The sequence below is a fragment of the Streptomyces sp. NPDC038213 genome (genome assembly GCF_055600495.1).
In genome coordinates, this window is the sequence record NZ_JBVJYM010000014.1 from 1 (window position 1) to 14,203 (window position 14,203).

Below are 14,203 nucleotides of genomic sequence, written 5' to 3' on the forward strand. Positions count from 1 at the left end.
GGTACTGCAGGGGGGACCCTGTGGGAGAGTAGGACGCCGCCGAACAATCATTGTGGGAAAGCCCCGCACCTTCTGGTGCGGGGCTTTTCTGCGTTCTGGGGGCGGGGTGTGTCCTGTAGGGTCAGGGAGTCGTTCGCACGTTTCAACAGTGGAGGCCCCCGGGTGGAGGTCCAGGAGACTCGGGTCCAGACGGACCGAATCCTCACCATCCCGAACATCCTGAGCATGGCTCGCCTCGTCGGCGTACCCCTGTTCCTCTGGCTGCTCCTCCGGCCGGTGTTCGGCGGCCCCAACAGCGACGGCTGGGCCCTTCTCGTCCTGATGCTCAGCGGTATCAGCGACTACCTCGACGGGAAACTCGCCCGCCGCTGGAACCAGATCAGCAGCCTCGGGCGGCTCCTCGACCCCGCCGCGGACCGGCTGTACATCGTCTCCACCATCGTCGGACTGACCTGGCGCGAGATCCTGCCGATCTGGCTCACCGCAGCACTCTTCGCGCGCGAGCTGATGCTCCTCGTGATGGTCTGGATCCTGCGCCGGCACGGATATCCGCCGCCGCAGGTGAACTTCCTGGGCAAGGCCGCGACCTTCAATCTCATGTACGCCTTCCCGTTGCTCCTCCTGAGTGATCAAGCCGGATGGCTCGGCTGGCTTGCGTCTGTTTTCGGATGGGCGTTCGCTGGATGGGGTACAACCCTCTATTGGTGGGCAGGGATCCTGTACGTGGTTCAGGTCCGCCGGCTCGTCAAGGCGGACGCCGCGGCCGACTGAGCTCGCCCGCAGTGTCGCGGAGAGTCGGAGGGCTGTCTGTCCCAGCGGGCTAGGTCGGCTGGACCGTCGTCTCTCCAAGGAGGACCCTTCCGACATGAAGGCCGTCGTGATGGCCGGAGGTGAAGGCACCCGCCTTCGCCCCATGACCTCGAGTATGCCGAAGCCGCTCCTGCCGGTGGCAAACCGTCCGATCATGGAGCACGTGCTCAGGCTGCTCAAGCGCCATGGGCTCAGTGAAACCGTCGTGACCGTCCAGTTCCTCGCCTCACTGGTCAGGAACTACTTCGGTGACGGCGAAGAGCTCGGAATGGAGCTCACGTACGCCCTCGAAGAGAAGCCCCTCGGCACCGCCGGCAGCGTCAAGAACGCCGAGGAGGCGCTCAAGGACGATGCCTTCCTGGTGATCTCCGGTGATGCCCTGACCGATTTCGACCTCACCGAGCTCATCGCCTTCCACAAAGCGAAGGGCGCGCTCGTCACCGTCTGCCTGACCCGGGTGCCCAACCCGCTGGAATTCGGCATCACGATCGTGGACGAGGAGGGCAGGGTCGAGCGCTTCCTCGAGAAGCCGACCTGGGGGCAGGTGTTCTCGGACACCGTGAACACCGGGATCTACGTGATGGAGCCCGAGGTCTTCGACTACGTCCAGGCGGACGCGTCCGTGGACTGGTCCGGAGACGTCTTCCCGCAGCTCATGAAGGAAGGCAAGCCCATCTACGGGTACGTCGCCGAGGGCTACTGGGAGGACGTGGGCACCCACGAGAGCTACGTGAAGGCGCAGGCCGACGTACTCGAGGGCAAGGTCCAGGTCGACATGGACGGCTTCGAGATCTCGCCGGGCGTCTGGGTCGCCGAAGGCGCGGAGGTCCACCCCGACGCCGTACTGCGCGGGCCCCTGTACATCGGGGACTATGCGAAGGTCGAGGCCGGGGCCGAGATCCGCGAGCACACCGTGGTCGGGTCCAACGTGGTCGTCAAGGACGGTGCCTTCCTGCACCGGGCCGTCGTCCACGACAACGTGTACATCGGGCCGCACAGCAACCTGCGCGGCTGCGTCATCGGCAAGAACACCGACATCATGCGGGCCGCCCGCATCGAGGACGGCGCCGTCATCGGGGACGAGTGCCTGGTGGGCGAGGAGTCCATCGTCCAGGGCAACGTCCGGGTGTACCCCTTCAAGACCGTCGAGGCCGGCGCCTTCGTCAACACCTCGGTGATCTGGGAGTCCCGCGGGCAGGCGCACCTCTTCGGTGCCCGCGGGGTGTCCGGGATCCTGAACGTGGAGATCACCCCCGAACTGTGCGTCCGGCTCGCCGGCGCGTACGCGACCACCCTGAAGAAGGGCGCGACCGTCACCACGGCCCGCGACCACTCCCGGGGCGCGCGGGCGCTCAAGCGGGCCGTGATCTCGGCCCTGCAGGCCAGCGCCATCGACGTGCGCGACCTGGAGAACGTACCGCTGCCCGTGGCGCGGCAGCAGACCGCGCGGGGCAGCGCCGGCGGGATCATGCTGCGGACCTCGCCCGGTGTGCCCGACTCCGTGGACATCATGTTCCTCGACGCCGACGGGGCCGACCTCTCGCAGGCCGGACAGCGCAAGCTGGACCGGGTGTACGCGCGGCAGGAGTACCGCAGGGCGTTCCCCGGGGAGATCGGCGACCTGCAGTTCCCGTCCAGCGTCTTCGACTCGTACACCGGCTCCCTGCTGCGGCGGGTGAACACCAGCGGGATCGCGGACTCCGGGCTCAAGGTGGTCGTGGACGCCTCCAACGGCAGTGCCGGGCTGGTCCTGCCGAGCCTGCTGGGACGGCTGGGCGTGGACGCCCTCACCATCAATCCCGGCCTCGACGAGTCCCGGCCCACCGAGACCGCCGAGTCCCGGCGGGCGGGGCTGGTGCGGCTCGGGGAGATCGTGGCCTCCGCGCGGGCGGCCTTCGGCGTGCGGTTCGACCCCGTGGGGGAGCGGATCTCGCTCGTCGACGAGCGCGGGCGGATCATCGAGGACGACCGGGCGCTGCTCGTCATGCTCGACCTGGTAGCGGCCGAGCGGCGCAGCGGGAAGGTGGCCCTGCCCGTGACCACCACCCGGATCGCCGAGCAGGTCGCGGCGTACCACGGTACCCAGGTCGAGTGGACGACCACCTCGCCCGACGACCTCACGCGGGTCGGGCGGGCCGAGACGACGATCTTCGGCGGTGACGGCAGGGGCGGGCTGATCGTCCCCGAGTTCAGCAGCGTGTTCGACGGGGCCGCGGCCTTCGTCCGGCTGATCGGCCTGGTCGCCCGGACCCAGCTCACCCTGAGCCAGATCGATGCGCGGATACCGCGAGCCCATGTGCTCAAGCGCGATCTGGCCACCCCGTGGGCGGTGAAGGGGTTGGTCATGCGGCGGGTGGTCGAGGCCGCCGGGCAGCGGCAGGTGGACACCACCGACGGGGTGCGGGTGGTCGAGGCCGACGGGCGGTGGGCCTTGGTCCTGCCCGATCCGGCGGAGGCCGTCACGCACCTGTGGGCCGAGGGCCCCGACGACTCCTCGGCGCAGGCGCTGCTGGAGGAGTGGTCCGAGGTCGTGGAGGGCGCCGGGCGCTGAGACCCGCCCCGGGGCGGCCCGCCACCACGGGCCGCCCCGGGGCGCATTCGGTGTCGGCCCGCCCGACGTGCGACGATGTGCCGCATGTCGCAGCCGTCCCACAACCAGGGCCCGGCCTCCCCGCCGGCGCGCCCGGACGCCTCCATGTCGCTGCTGACGCACGTGATGGACCACAGCCTCGACGAGGGATATGCCGAGGCATCGGCCCGCCGGGCGGCAGAGGGGACCACCGGGCTGCCCCGGACCCTGAAGGCCAAACTCGCCCTGGCCGCCGGACTGGTCCTCGCCGCGATGGTGGTCACCCTGGGGGCCGCGCAGGCCCGGATAGCGGCCCCCGTGCTGGCCAAGGAGCGCCAGGAGCTGATCGACCGGGTCGAGCGGGCCGGGGCGGACGCGGACGGCCTGGAGAAGGACATCGAGCGGCTGCGGGCCGATGTGGCCGAGCGCCAGCGCGCCGCGCTGCGGCAGCACGGCGGGGACCAGGGCGAACTCGTCTCCCTGCTGTCCGGTGCCACCGGGGTGCGCGGTCCCGGGATCAAGCTGACCGTCGACGACGCCAAGGAGGCGGAGGCGGGCGGGGGCGGGCCCCGGGAGAGCTCCGGGTTCTCCGACACCGGGCGGGTGCGGGACCGGGACATGCAGCGGATCGTCAACGGCCTGTGGCTGGCCGGGGCGGAGGCCGTCTCGATCAACGGGCAGCGGCTGACCTCGCTGTCGGCGATCAGGGCCGCCGGTGACGCCATACTGGTCGACAACAAGCCGCTGGTACCGCCGTACGAGGTGCTGGCGGTGGGGGACAAGGCCAGGCTCGGCACCGATTTCCAGGACAGTGCAGACGGACAGTACCTGCATGTGCTGAAGGAGAACTACGGCATCCGTTACAGCGTCTCTCCTGAGGAGGACGTACGGCTGCCGGCCGCGTCGAGCCTGATCGTCCGTACAGCAGAACCGAAGAAGGGTGCATCGTGATCGCGGTACTGGGCCTCGTGGTCGGAGTGGTGGTGGGGCTACTGGTCCGGCCCGAGGTGCCGGCCGTGGTGGAGCCCTATCTCCCGATCGCCGTCGTCGCGGCGCTCGACGCGGTGTTCGGAGGCCTGCGTGCCATGCTCGACGGGATCTTCGTCGACAAGGTCTTCGTGGTGTCCTTCCTGTCCAACGTGGTCGTGGCGGCGCTGATCGTCTTCCTCGGCGACAAGCTCGGCGTCGGTGCCCAGCTGTCCACCGGTGTGGTCGTCGTCCTCGGCATCCGCATCTTCTCCAACGCCGCGGCCATCCGCCGGCACGTGTTCCGGGCGTGAGGCCGATGAGTACGGACGACCAGCCGGGCGGGCAGCCCGGCGAGCAGCCGGAAGCGCCGGCGGGCGGGACCGGGCCGCAGCAGCCGGAGCCGGCCGCGATGACCGGGCGGCAGCGGCTCGCCGCGGGCCTGTGGCCGCCGCGGGTGAGCCGGGCCCAACTGATCGTCGCCCTGCTGCTGTTCGTCCTCGGGCTGGGGCTGGCCATCCAGGTGCGCTCCAACAGCGACGACAACAACGCGCTGCGGGGGGCCCGCCAGGAGGACCTGGTGCGCATCCTCGACGAGCTGGACGGCCGCACCACGCGGCTGGAGGACGAGAAGCAGCGGCTGGAGGACCAGCGCAGGGAGCTGGAGACCAGCTCCGACCAGGCCGAGGAGGCCCGCAAGCAGACCGTCGAGAAGGAGCGGCAACTCGGCATCCTGGCCGGTACGGTGGCCGCGGAGGGGCCCGGGATCACGATGACGGTCTCCGACCCCAAGGGGCTCGTGGAGTCGGACATGCTGCTCGACGCCATCCAGGAGCTGCGCGCCGCGGGCGCCGAGGCCATCCAGGTCAACGGGGTGCGGGTGGTGGCGAGCACGTACTTCGCCGACGAGGACGGAGGGGTGAGCGTGGACGGTAAGAAGATCACACAGCCGTACGAGTTCAAGGTCATCGGAAGACCGCAGGATCTGGAGCCCGCCCTGAACATCCCGGGCGGCGTGATCCAGACACTGGAGAAGGAGCAGGCCACCGCGCAGGTGCAGCGCTCGACGAAGATCGTCGTGGACGCCTTGCGGGTGGCGAAGCAGCCTGACTACGCTCGGTCGTCATCGTCATGACGCGGAGCGCTGGCGGGAGGCCCCCACGTGCGCAGTCGCTTGCGGGGGGTCGGCGCACCGAACGAGCGGTGCGTGGTGGAAACTGTCTGGTGGTTACGGACGTTGTGAGAATGTCCGGGTCGGCAGGTGTGTGCATTCAGGGTTCGTCCTGCCCCACGGGCGGGTCTGTTTCGGTCAAGGGGAATCGCCCGTGAAGTTGTTTGAGAAGTTGTTCGGCAAGAAGGCCCGCGAGGACGGCGGTGCGAAGCACCGTGCCCCGCGGCACGGAGACGAGGAAGCGCAGGGCGACCGCCCGCTGTTCCGCGACGAGGTCGCGGGCGCTGACAATTCGGGCGTTCACGGCGCGTCGTCTGTTGACCCTGCTGCGTCCGGCCGCATAGGTTTCGGTCAACCATCAACCTCAAGTGCGGGTGGAGAGTTTCCCTCCGACCCGTACGCCACCAATGCCTCCGCGGGGCAGCCGCGGCGCGAGGAGCCGTCCATGTCGGCCGTCCAGGTGTGCAGCAGGTGCGGGCACCACAACGGTGCCGACGGACGCTTCTGCTCCCACTGCGGGGCGCCGCTGCGGCCGGGTCTGACGCCGGAGCGCGCCTCGGAGACCACGTCGACGATCTCGATCTCGGGGCTGGAGGCCTACGAGGCCGAGGTGACCGGGCAGCACGCCGCTCCCTCGCTCTCTCCCGAGGCGCAGGCAGCGGTGGACGCCCTGCCGCCGGGTTCGGCCCTGCTGGTCGTGCGGCGCGGCCCCAACTCGGGCAGCCGCTTCCTGCTGGACGGCGAGCTGACGACGGCCGGACGGCACCCGCAGAGCGACATCTTCCTGGACGACGTCACGGTCTCCCGGCGGCATGTCGAGTTCCGCCGGGGCCAGGACGGCCGGTTCACGGTCGCCGACGTCGGCAGCCTGAACGGCACGTACGTCAACCGGGAGCCGATCGACACGGTCGTGCTCACCAACGGCGACGAGGTGCAGATCGGCAAGTACCGACTGGTCTTCTACCCGAGCCAGCGAGGCATCTGACCCTCCCCCGGACCGGTCCGGGGGACCACCAGGGAAGGCCCATGCTGCTTACACCGACGGGCGGTGCCGGACACGGCACCGCCGGCCCGTCCGGGCGGCTGTTGAGCATCGGAGCGGTGCTCAACCAGCTGCGTGACGAGTTTCCCGAAGTCACCATCTCCAAGATCCGCTTCCTGGAGGCGGAGGGCCTGGTCGAGCCCCAGCGCACCCCGTCCGGGTACCGCAAGTTCACGTCCGGCGACGTGGACCGGCTGGCCCGGATCCTGCGGCTGCAGCGGGACCACTACCTGCCGCTGAAGGTGATCCGGGAGCAGCTGGAGGCCCTGGAGCGGGGCGAGCAGGTGCGCATCCCCGCCCCTTCGCCGCAGGGCGACGGCGGTTCCTGTGCCGTGTCCGGGGAGCCCGAGGCCCCCACCGCGGCCCGTGTGGGCCGTGCCGAGCTGCTGGCCGCCGCCGGGGTGGCGCAGGAGCAGCTCGCGGAGTGGGAGTCGTACGGGCTCCTCGCCGAGCTGCCCGGGGGCGGTTTCGACTCCGAGGCAGTGACGGTCGCCCGGCTCGTCGCCGAGCTGGGCCGTTTCGGGCTGGAGCCGCGCCACCTGCGGGCCATGAAGGCCGCGGCGGACCGGGAGGCGGGCCTGGTGGAGCAGGTCGTGGCCCCGCTGAGACGGCACCGCAACCCGCAGACCAGGGCCCATGCCGAGGCCACGATGAAGGAGCTCGCGGGGCTCACCGTACGGCTCCACGGGGCGCTGGTGCAGACCGCGCTGGGGGTGCGTCTCCACTGACCGGGAGCCTCCCGACTACCCAAACCTCCCCGGCAGGTCCTAGGGTTGCTGTGTGAACGAGCTCGACGTCGTGGGTGTCCGAGTGGAAATGCCCTCCAACCAGCCGATCGTGCTCCTGCGTGAAGTGGGAGGCGATCGGTACCTCCCCATCTGGATCGGTCCCGGGGAGGCCACTGCCATTGCCTTCGCCCAGCAGGGGATGGCCCCTGCCAGGCCGCTGACGCACGACCTCTTCAAGGACGTGCTGGAGGCGGTGGGCCAGGAGCTCACCGAGGTCCGGATCACGGACCTGCGGGAGGGCGTCTTCTACGCCGAGCTGGTCTTCGCCAGCGGGGTGGAGGTCAGCGCCCGGCCGTCGGACGCCATAGCGCTGGCACTGCGCACCGGTACGCCGATCTACGGCAGCGACGGGGTGCTGAACGACGCCGGGATCGCGATCCCGGACGAGCAGGAGGACGAGGTGGAGAAGTTCCGCGAGTTCCTCGACCAGATCTCGCCCGAGGACTTCGGCACCGGCAATCAGTGAGCCGTCCTCGAGGGCGATTCAGGCCCATTCGAGGAGCCTTTCCCCGTGACGGGACACGGGAAACCACTCTCAGGGTGATTATCACTCGGCGTGCCGAGTGTGGCGATCGTTGACGCACCCCGGGTGACTGCCTACCGTCGAGATGGCAGGTCAAGGACGGAGGGTCGGCGTGAGAACGAGCGGCGACGGAACGACCGGGGGAATCCCCGCACGCAGTCCGGGGGAGAGCGGTCCGTATCCGCTGCACGGCAGCACGGTCGGTCCCGTGCGGCGTCAGCCGGAGCCGGCGGTGGTCAACAGCGACCCCGCCTCGGCCGAGATCGGATACCGGGGGCCGACGGCGTGCGCCGCGGCCGGGATCACGTACCGGCAGCTCGACTACTGGGCCCGTACGGGGCTCGTGGAGCCCAGCGTGCGCCCGGCCTACGGCTCGGGCACCCAGCGGCTGTACAGCTTCCACGACGTGGTCGTGCTGAAGATCGTCAAGCGCTTCCTGGACACCGGGGTGGCGCTCCAGAACATCAGGACGGCGGTCACCCACCTGCGGGACCGGGGCTTCGCCGACCTGGAGCGCATGACGCTCATGAGCGACGGCGCCTCGGTGTACGAGTGCAGTTCCCCGGACGAGGTCGTGGGCCTGCTCCAGGGGGGCCAGGGGGTCTTCGGGATCGCCGTCGGCGTGGTCCGGCGCGATGTGGAGCACGCCCTGTCGCAGCTGCACGGCGAGCGGGTGGACACCGGCGAGACCCTGCTGCGGCCCAATCCGGCCGACGAGCTGGCCCGGCGGCGCAACCGGGCGGGCTGAGGGGCTTCCCGGCGCCGCGGCCGGCCGTGGCAGGGGAATTGTCAGTGGTGTGGTGCAGCATCGAGGTGTGAGAGCCGCGCCGACGATCCTGCATCTCGACATGGATGCCTTCTTCGCCGCCGCCGAGCAGGCGGCGAAACCCAGCCTGCGCGGCAAGCCCGTGATCGTCGGCGGCCTCGGACCCCGCGGGGTGGTCGCGACCGCCTCGTACGAGGCGCGGCGGTTCGGGGTGCACTCCGCGATGCCGATGGGACAGGCCCGCCGACTGTGTCCCAACGGGGCCTACCTCGTGCCCCGCTTCTCCCTCTACCGCGCCGTCAGCGAGCAGGTCATGGAGCTGCTGCGGCAGCTGTCCCCGCTCGTGGAGCCGCTGAGCCTGGACGAGGCCTTCGTGGACCTGGAGGCGGGCGGGACGGCGTACGACGCCGAGGGCGCGCGGGCGGCGGGGGTGCGGCTGCGGGCGGACATCCGGGCGGCGACGGGCCTCAGCGGCTCGGTGGGGCTGGCCGGGTCCAAGATGCTCGCGAAGATCGCCTCGGAGGAGGCCAAACCGGACGGTCTGGTGCTCATCGCCCCCGGTACGGAGCGCGGGCTGCTCGCGCCGATGCCGGTGCGGACCCTGCCCGGGGTCGGCCCGGCCACGGGGGAGCACCTGCGGCGGGCCGGGATCACGACGGTCGGCGAGCTGGCCGAGGCCGGCGAGGACGAGCTCGTGCGGATGGTGGGGCGCTCGCACGGGGTGGGGCTGTACCGGATGGCGCTGGGGCTGGACGACCGGGCCGTGGTGGCCGAGCGGGATGTGAAGTCCGTCTCGGTCGAGGACACCTTCGACGTGGACCTGCACGACCGGGTCCGGATCCGGTCGGAGGTGCAGCGGCTGGCGGACCGGTGCACGGGCCGGCTGCGGGGCTCGGGGCACTCCGGGCGGACCATCGTGCTCAAGGTGCGGCGGTACGACTTCTCGACCCTGACCCGCTCCGAGACCCTGCGGGGGCCGACCGACGATCCCGCGGTGGTCCGGGAGGCGGCCGCGCGGCTGCTGGACTCGGTGGACACCACCGGCGGGGTGCGGCTGCTGGGCGTCGGGGTCTCGGGGCTGGCGGACTACACGCAGGAGGACCTCTTCGCGCAGGCGGCGGCGGGGGGCGGGGCGGACTCCGGGGCGCAGGAGGCCTCCGGGGGGTCCGGGACGGGAGGGAAGCCCGACACGGCCGCCCCGGCGCCCGGGGCGGGGCCGTCAGGGCTCGCCGGGGCCCCGGGCGGCCGGGACGGTGCCGGGGAGCAGGAGCCCGCCGCCGCGCCGGAGCGGCGCTGGGCGGCGGGCGGGGACGTCCGGCACGAGGAGTACGGGCCCGGCTGGGTGCAGGGCAGCGGGCTGGGGCGGGTCACGGTGCGCTTCGAGCAGCCGGGTTCGGCGCCCGGCCGGGTGCGCACCTTCGCGGTGGACGACCCCGGTCTGGCGCCCGCGGATCCGCTCCCGCTGGTGGGGGCGGCGCCGGATCAGCCCTCCCCGCGGGCCTCATCGGAGCCCAGGCGGCCGAAGTCGCGGTCGGGGGGCGGCGGGGCGGCCGGGGCGATATCGCCGGGGAGCGCCACGTCGAGGCCGTAGTGGTGGTAGAGCTGCAGTTCCTGTTCGGGGGAGAGGTGGCGGCCGACCCCGAAGTCGGGGGCGTCCTTGATCAGGGAGCGTTCGTAGGGCACCCGGAGGGTGTCGCCCACCAGCTCGCTGGGTTCCAGGGGCACGAAGGCGTCCCTGCCGAACAGCCCGGTGCGGACGGCCGCCCACTCGGGCTCGCCGGTCGCATCGTCGAGGTACACCTCGTCGACCGTGCCGATCTTGGTGCCGTTGCGGTCGAACGCCTTGCGGCCGATCAGGCTGCGCGGATCGATATCGGTCTGCACGGTCCCTCCATTTGGTCGCGGCTCCTCCGGTATGACTACGAAAGTGCATATTCGTGGAGGGGGCCACTCGAGGGAGCCCCAGGAACCTCGCTGGTAGGCTGGTGAACGGCTGCTGACCCTGTGCGGGAGAGTCCTCCGACCGAGCTCGTCATGAGTCGGCCGGTGGCGCCGAAGGAGCAAATCCTCCCCGGAATCTCTCAGGCAGACGTACCGCACGGACGAGGCCACTCTGGAAAGCAGGGGCGGGCGTCGGACCGGTGTGCCGGAACCCCTCCTCACCGACGGTGAAAGCCGGGACTCCACGGGCGACCCCCGGGAGGACCGGTGAAGCTCTCAGGTTGAGATGACAGAGGGGGAGGCCGTCTGGGTGCCCGCGCCGTGGCACCCCTCGCAGGTCGTGAGACCAGGAGGCCTTCGCCATGACCGCCCACCGTATTCCGCTCTCCCAGCTCGAGAGCGGCATCCCCTTCGAGCAGCGACACATCGGCCCCGACGCCGAGGCGCAGGCGAAGATGCTCGCCCAGGTCGGATACGGCTCGCTGGACGAGCTCACCGCCGCCGCGGTACCGGACGTGATCAAGACCGCGGAGGCCCTGAACCTCCCCGGCGCCCGTACCGAGGCCGAGGTCCTCGCCGAGCTGCGCACCCTCGCCGCCGGCAACCAGGTCCTGACCTCCATGATCGGCCTGGGCTACTACGGCACCTTCACGCCGCCGGTGATCCTGCGCAACGTCATGGAGAACCCGGCCTGGTACACGGCCTACACCCCGTACCAGCCCGAGATCTCCCAGGGCCGCCTCGAGGCCCTCCTCAACTTCCAGACCGTGGTCGCCGAGCTGACCGGCCTGCCCACCTCCGGCGCCTCGCTGCTGGACGAGGGCACCGCCGCCGCCGAGGCCATGACGCTGGCCCGCCGCGTCGGCAAGGTCAAGGGCGGGGTCTTCCTCGTCGACGCCGACGCCCTGCCGCAGACCATCGCCGTCATCGAGACCCGCGCCGAGCCCATCGGCATCGAGGTCGTCGTCGCCGACCTGTCCGCGGGCATCCCGGCCGAGGTCGCCGAGCGCGGTGTGTACGGCGTCCTGATCCAGTACCCGGGCGCCTCCGGCGCGGTCCGCGACATCAAGCCGCTGATCGACGAGGCCCACGGGCTCGGCGCGATCGTCACCGTCGCCGCCGACCTGCTCGCGCTGACCCTGCTCACCTCCCCGGGCGAGCTCGGCGCCGACATCGCCGTCGGCACCACCCAGCGCTTCGGCGTCCCGATGGGCTTCGGCGGCCCGCACGCCGGCTACATGGCCGTCCAGGACAAGCACGCCCGCTCCCTGCCCGGCCGCCTCGTCGGCGTCTCCGTCGACGTGGACGGCAACAAGGCCTACCGCCTGGCCCTCCAGACCCGCGAGCAGCACATCCGCCGCGAGAAGGCCACCAGCAACATCTGTACCGCGCAGGTGCTGCTCGCCGTCATGGCCGGCATGTACGCCGTCTACCACGGCCCCGACGGCCTGCGGACCATCGCGCGGCGCACCCACCGCTACGCCGTTATCCTGGCCGAGGGCCTGAAGGCCGGCGGCGTGGAGATCCTCCACGGCTCCTTCTTCGACACCCTCACCGCGCGCGTCCCGGGCCGGGCCGCCGAGGTCGTCGCCGCCGCCCGCGAGGGCGGGGTCAACCTGCACCTGGTCGACGCCGACCACGTCTCGGCCTCCTGCGACGAGACCACCCTGCGCGCCGACATCGAGGCCGTCTGGGCCGCCTTCGGTGTCAGCGCCGACCTCACCGACATCGATGCCCTCGACGCCTCCGTGGCGGAGGCCCTGCCCGAGGCGCTGCTGCGCACCGACGAGGTCCTCACCCACCCGGTCTTCCACCAGCACCGCTCCGAGACCGCGATGCTGCGCTACCTGCGCAAGCTCTCGGACAAGGACTACGCGCTGGACCGCGGCATGATCCCGCTGGGCTCCTGCACCATGAAGCTCAACGCGACCACCGAGATGGAGGCGGTGACCTGGCCCGAGTTCGGCCAGCTGCACCCCTTCGCCCCGGTCGACCAGGCCAAGGGCTACGTCCAGCTGATCAGCGAGCTGGAGGAACGTCTCTGCGAGGTCACCGGCTACGACAAGGTCTCGATCCAGCCGAACGCCGGCTCCCAGGGCGAGCTCGCCGGCCTCCTCGCCGTACGCGCCTACCACCGCGCCAACGGCGACCTCCAGCGCACCATCTGCCTCATCCCCTCCTCCGCGCACGGCACCAACGCCGCCAGCGCCGTCATGGCGGGCATGAAGGTCGTCGTCGTCAAGACCGCCGACGACGGCGAGGTGGACGCGGACGACCTGCGCGCCAAGATCGAGCAGTACCGCGACGAGCTCGCCGTGCTGATGATCACCTACCCGTCCACCCACGGCGTCTTCGAGGAGCACGTCGCGGACATCTGCGCCCAGGTCCACGAGGCCGGCGGCCAGGTGTACGTGGACGGCGCCAACCTCAACGCCCTGGTCGGCCTGGCCAAGCCCGGTCACTTCGGCGGCGACGTCTCGCACCTGAACCTGCACAAGACCTTCTGCATCCCGCACGGCGGCGGCGGCCCCGGCGTCGGCCCGGTCGCGGTGCGCTCGCACCTCGCCCCGTACCTGCCGAACCACCCGCTGCAGCCCACCGCGGGCCCGGAGACCGGTGTCGGCCCGATCTCGGCCGCCCCGTGGGGCTCGGCCGGCATCCTGCCGATCTCCTGGTCTTACGTGCGCCTGATGGGCGGCGAGGGCCTCAAGCGCGCCACGCAGGTGGCCGTGCTCGGCGCCAACTACATCGCCAAGCGCCTGGAGCCGCACTACCCGGTGCTCTACACCGGCCCCGGCGACCTGGTCGCGCACGAGTGCATCATCGACCTGCGCCCGCTCTCGAAGGAGACCGGCGTCAGCGTCGACGACATCGCCAAGCGCCTGATCGACTACGGCTTCCACGCCCCGACCATGTCCTTCCCGGTCGCCGGCACGCTCATGATCGAGCCCACCGAGTCCGAGGACCTCGCCGAGATCGACCGCTTCTGCGACGCGATGATCTCGATCCGCGCCGAGGTCGAGCGCGTGGCCGGGGGCGAGTGGCCGGCGGACGACAACCCGCTGCACAACGCCCCGCACACCGCGGCCGCGCTGGGCGGCGAGTGGACGCACCCGTACACCCGCGACGAGGCGGTCTTCCCGGCGGGCGTCGTCGCCGCCGAGAAGTACTGGCCGCCGGTGCGCCGCATCGACGGTGCCTACGGCGACCGCAACCTCGTCTGCTCCTGCCCGCCCCTGGACGAGTACGACGCCTGAGCGGTGCGCTGAGCAGGCGGCGCACTGAACACGCCCGAGGGGCCGGTACGGGATCGATTCCGTACCGGCCCCTCGGCCGTTTCGCGCTGCGGGCGGTCGCGGGCGGGTCTGTCAGGCCGCCTTCATCACCTGCGAGGCCGCCAGCGGGCGGTGCGGGGCGATGATCTGGCCGTCCGGCAGCAGCTCACCGGTGTCCTCGAAGAGCAGGACCCCGTTGCACAGCAGGCTCCACCCCTGTTCCGGGTGCGTGGCCACGGGATGGGCGGCCTCGCGGTCGGCGGAGTCGGCTGACGGGCAAGGTGGCTGGTGCTGGCACATGGATGCGTTCTTTCGCTGCGGTGTGGTGAGAGTGCTGCGGCTCGATGCGGCG

Annotated in this window: 13 protein-coding genes and 1 riboswitch; of the genes, 11 read left to right on the top strand and 2 right to left on the bottom strand. The window is 71.2% G+C overall.

The window, feature by feature from the left end:
• Positions 1–162: 162 nt before the first annotated feature.
• The 10 genes from ACZ7JZ_RS20135 to ACZ7JZ_RS20180 all read left to right on the top strand — a co-directional run bounded on the left by ACZ7JZ_RS20135 (position 163) and on the right by ACZ7JZ_RS20180 (position 10,226).
• Positions 163–771: a CDP-alcohol phosphatidyltransferase family protein gene (locus tag ACZ7JZ_RS20135; protein ID WP_470940993.1), complete on the top strand. Its 609-nt coding sequence runs from the start codon at positions 163–165 to the stop codon at positions 769–771.
• A gap of 94 nt (positions 772–865) precedes the next feature.
• Entirely contained in the window at positions 866–3,361 is a 2,496-nt protein-coding gene (locus ACZ7JZ_RS20140) for a sugar phosphate nucleotidyltransferase (protein WP_470940995.1), read from the top strand.
• Between the two features lie 75 nt (positions 3,362–3,436).
• Entirely contained in the window at positions 3,437–4,330 is an 894-nt protein-coding gene (locus ACZ7JZ_RS20145) for a DUF881 domain-containing protein (RefSeq protein ID WP_470940997.1), read from the top strand.
• Positions 4,327–4,659, top strand: a complete 333-nt coding sequence (locus ACZ7JZ_RS20150; RefSeq protein WP_003970459.1) for a small basic family protein — start codon at positions 4,327–4,329, stop codon at positions 4,657–4,659. Before ACZ7JZ_RS20145 ends, ACZ7JZ_RS20150 begins: the two co-directional genes overlap by 4 nt.
• Positions 4,660–4,664: 5 nt before the next feature.
• Positions 4,665–5,480: a DUF881 domain-containing protein gene (locus ACZ7JZ_RS20155; RefSeq protein WP_470940999.1), complete on the top strand. Its 816-nt coding sequence runs from the start codon at positions 4,665–4,667 to the stop codon at positions 5,478–5,480.
• An 82-nt stretch (positions 5,481–5,562) separates the two neighbouring features.
• Positions 5,563–6,501 (top strand): FHA domain-containing protein, encoded by a 939-nt coding sequence (locus ACZ7JZ_RS20160; protein ID WP_470941294.1) that lies wholly within the window; start codon positions 5,563–5,565, stop codon positions 6,499–6,501.
• A gap of 41 nt (positions 6,502–6,542) precedes the next feature.
• Complete coding sequence (ftsR, locus tag ACZ7JZ_RS20165) at positions 6,543–7,286, top strand: transcriptional regulator FtsR (RefSeq protein WP_470941001.1); 744 nt, start codon at positions 6,543–6,545, stop codon at positions 7,284–7,286.
• Positions 7,287–7,338: 52 nt separating this feature from the next.
• Entirely contained in the window at positions 7,339–7,812 is a 474-nt protein-coding gene (locus ACZ7JZ_RS20170) for a bifunctional nuclease family protein (protein ID WP_470941003.1), read from the top strand.
• A gap of 169 nt (positions 7,813–7,981) precedes the next feature.
• Positions 7,982–8,617: a MerR family transcriptional regulator gene (locus ACZ7JZ_RS20175; RefSeq protein WP_470941005.1), complete on the top strand. Its 636-nt coding sequence runs from the start codon at positions 7,982–7,984 to the stop codon at positions 8,615–8,617.
• Between the two features lie 67 nt (positions 8,618–8,684).
• Positions 8,685–10,226: a DNA polymerase IV gene (locus tag ACZ7JZ_RS20180; RefSeq protein ID WP_470941007.1), complete on the top strand. Its 1,542-nt coding sequence runs from the start codon at positions 8,685–8,687 to the stop codon at positions 10,224–10,226.
• On the opposite strand, the gene ACZ7JZ_RS20185 is transcribed toward ACZ7JZ_RS20180, so the two are convergent.
• A complete protein-coding gene (locus ACZ7JZ_RS20185) occupies positions 10,118–10,519 on the bottom strand; it encodes a PRC-barrel domain-containing protein (protein WP_470941009.1) in 402 nt (133 codons plus the stop codon). The genes ACZ7JZ_RS20180 and ACZ7JZ_RS20185 overlap by 109 nt on opposite strands.
• Before the next feature lie 113 nt (positions 10,520–10,632).
• Positions 10,633–10,742: riboswitch (glycine riboswitch) on the top strand.
• Positions 10,743–10,938: 196 nt separating this feature from the next.
• Here ACZ7JZ_RS20185 and gcvP point away from each other — a divergent pair.
• Complete coding sequence (gene gcvP / locus ACZ7JZ_RS20190) at positions 10,939–13,833, top strand: aminomethyl-transferring glycine dehydrogenase (RefSeq protein ID WP_470941011.1); 2,895 nt, start codon at positions 10,939–10,941, stop codon at positions 13,831–13,833.
• 111 nt (positions 13,834–13,944) lie between these two features.
• On the opposite strand, the gene ACZ7JZ_RS20195 is transcribed toward gcvP, so the two are convergent.
• A complete protein-coding gene (locus ACZ7JZ_RS20195; protein WP_470941013.1) occupies positions 13,945–14,151 on the bottom strand; it encodes a DUF5999 family protein in 207 nt (68 codons plus the stop codon).
• Positions 14,152–14,203 lie beyond the last annotated feature (52 nt).

What these genes read in the sequence shown, in the direction of transcription:
- ACZ7JZ_RS20140 (WP_470940995.1), top strand. Translation starts at nt 866, where the DNA reads ATGAAGGCCGTCGTGATGGCCGGAGGTGAAGGCACCCGCCTTCGCCCC.
- ACZ7JZ_RS20145 (WP_470940997.1), top strand. Translation starts at nt 3,437, where the DNA reads ATGTGCCGCATGTCGCAGCCGTCCCACAACCAGGGCCCGGCCTCCCCG.
- ACZ7JZ_RS20155 (WP_470940999.1), top strand. Translation starts at nt 4,665, where the DNA reads ATGAGTACGGACGACCAGCCGGGCGGGCAGCCCGGCGAGCAGCCGGAA.
- ftsR (WP_470941001.1), top strand. Translation starts at nt 6,543, where the DNA reads ATGCTGCTTACACCGACGGGCGGTGCCGGACACGGCACCGCCGGCCCG.
- gcvP (WP_470941011.1), top strand. Translation starts at nt 10,939, where the DNA reads ATGACCGCCCACCGTATTCCGCTCTCCCAGCTCGAGAGCGGCATCCCC.
- ACZ7JZ_RS20195 (WP_470941013.1), bottom strand. Translation starts at nt 14,151, where the DNA reads ATGTGCCAGCACCAGCCACCTTGCCCGTCAGCCGACTCCGCCGACCGC.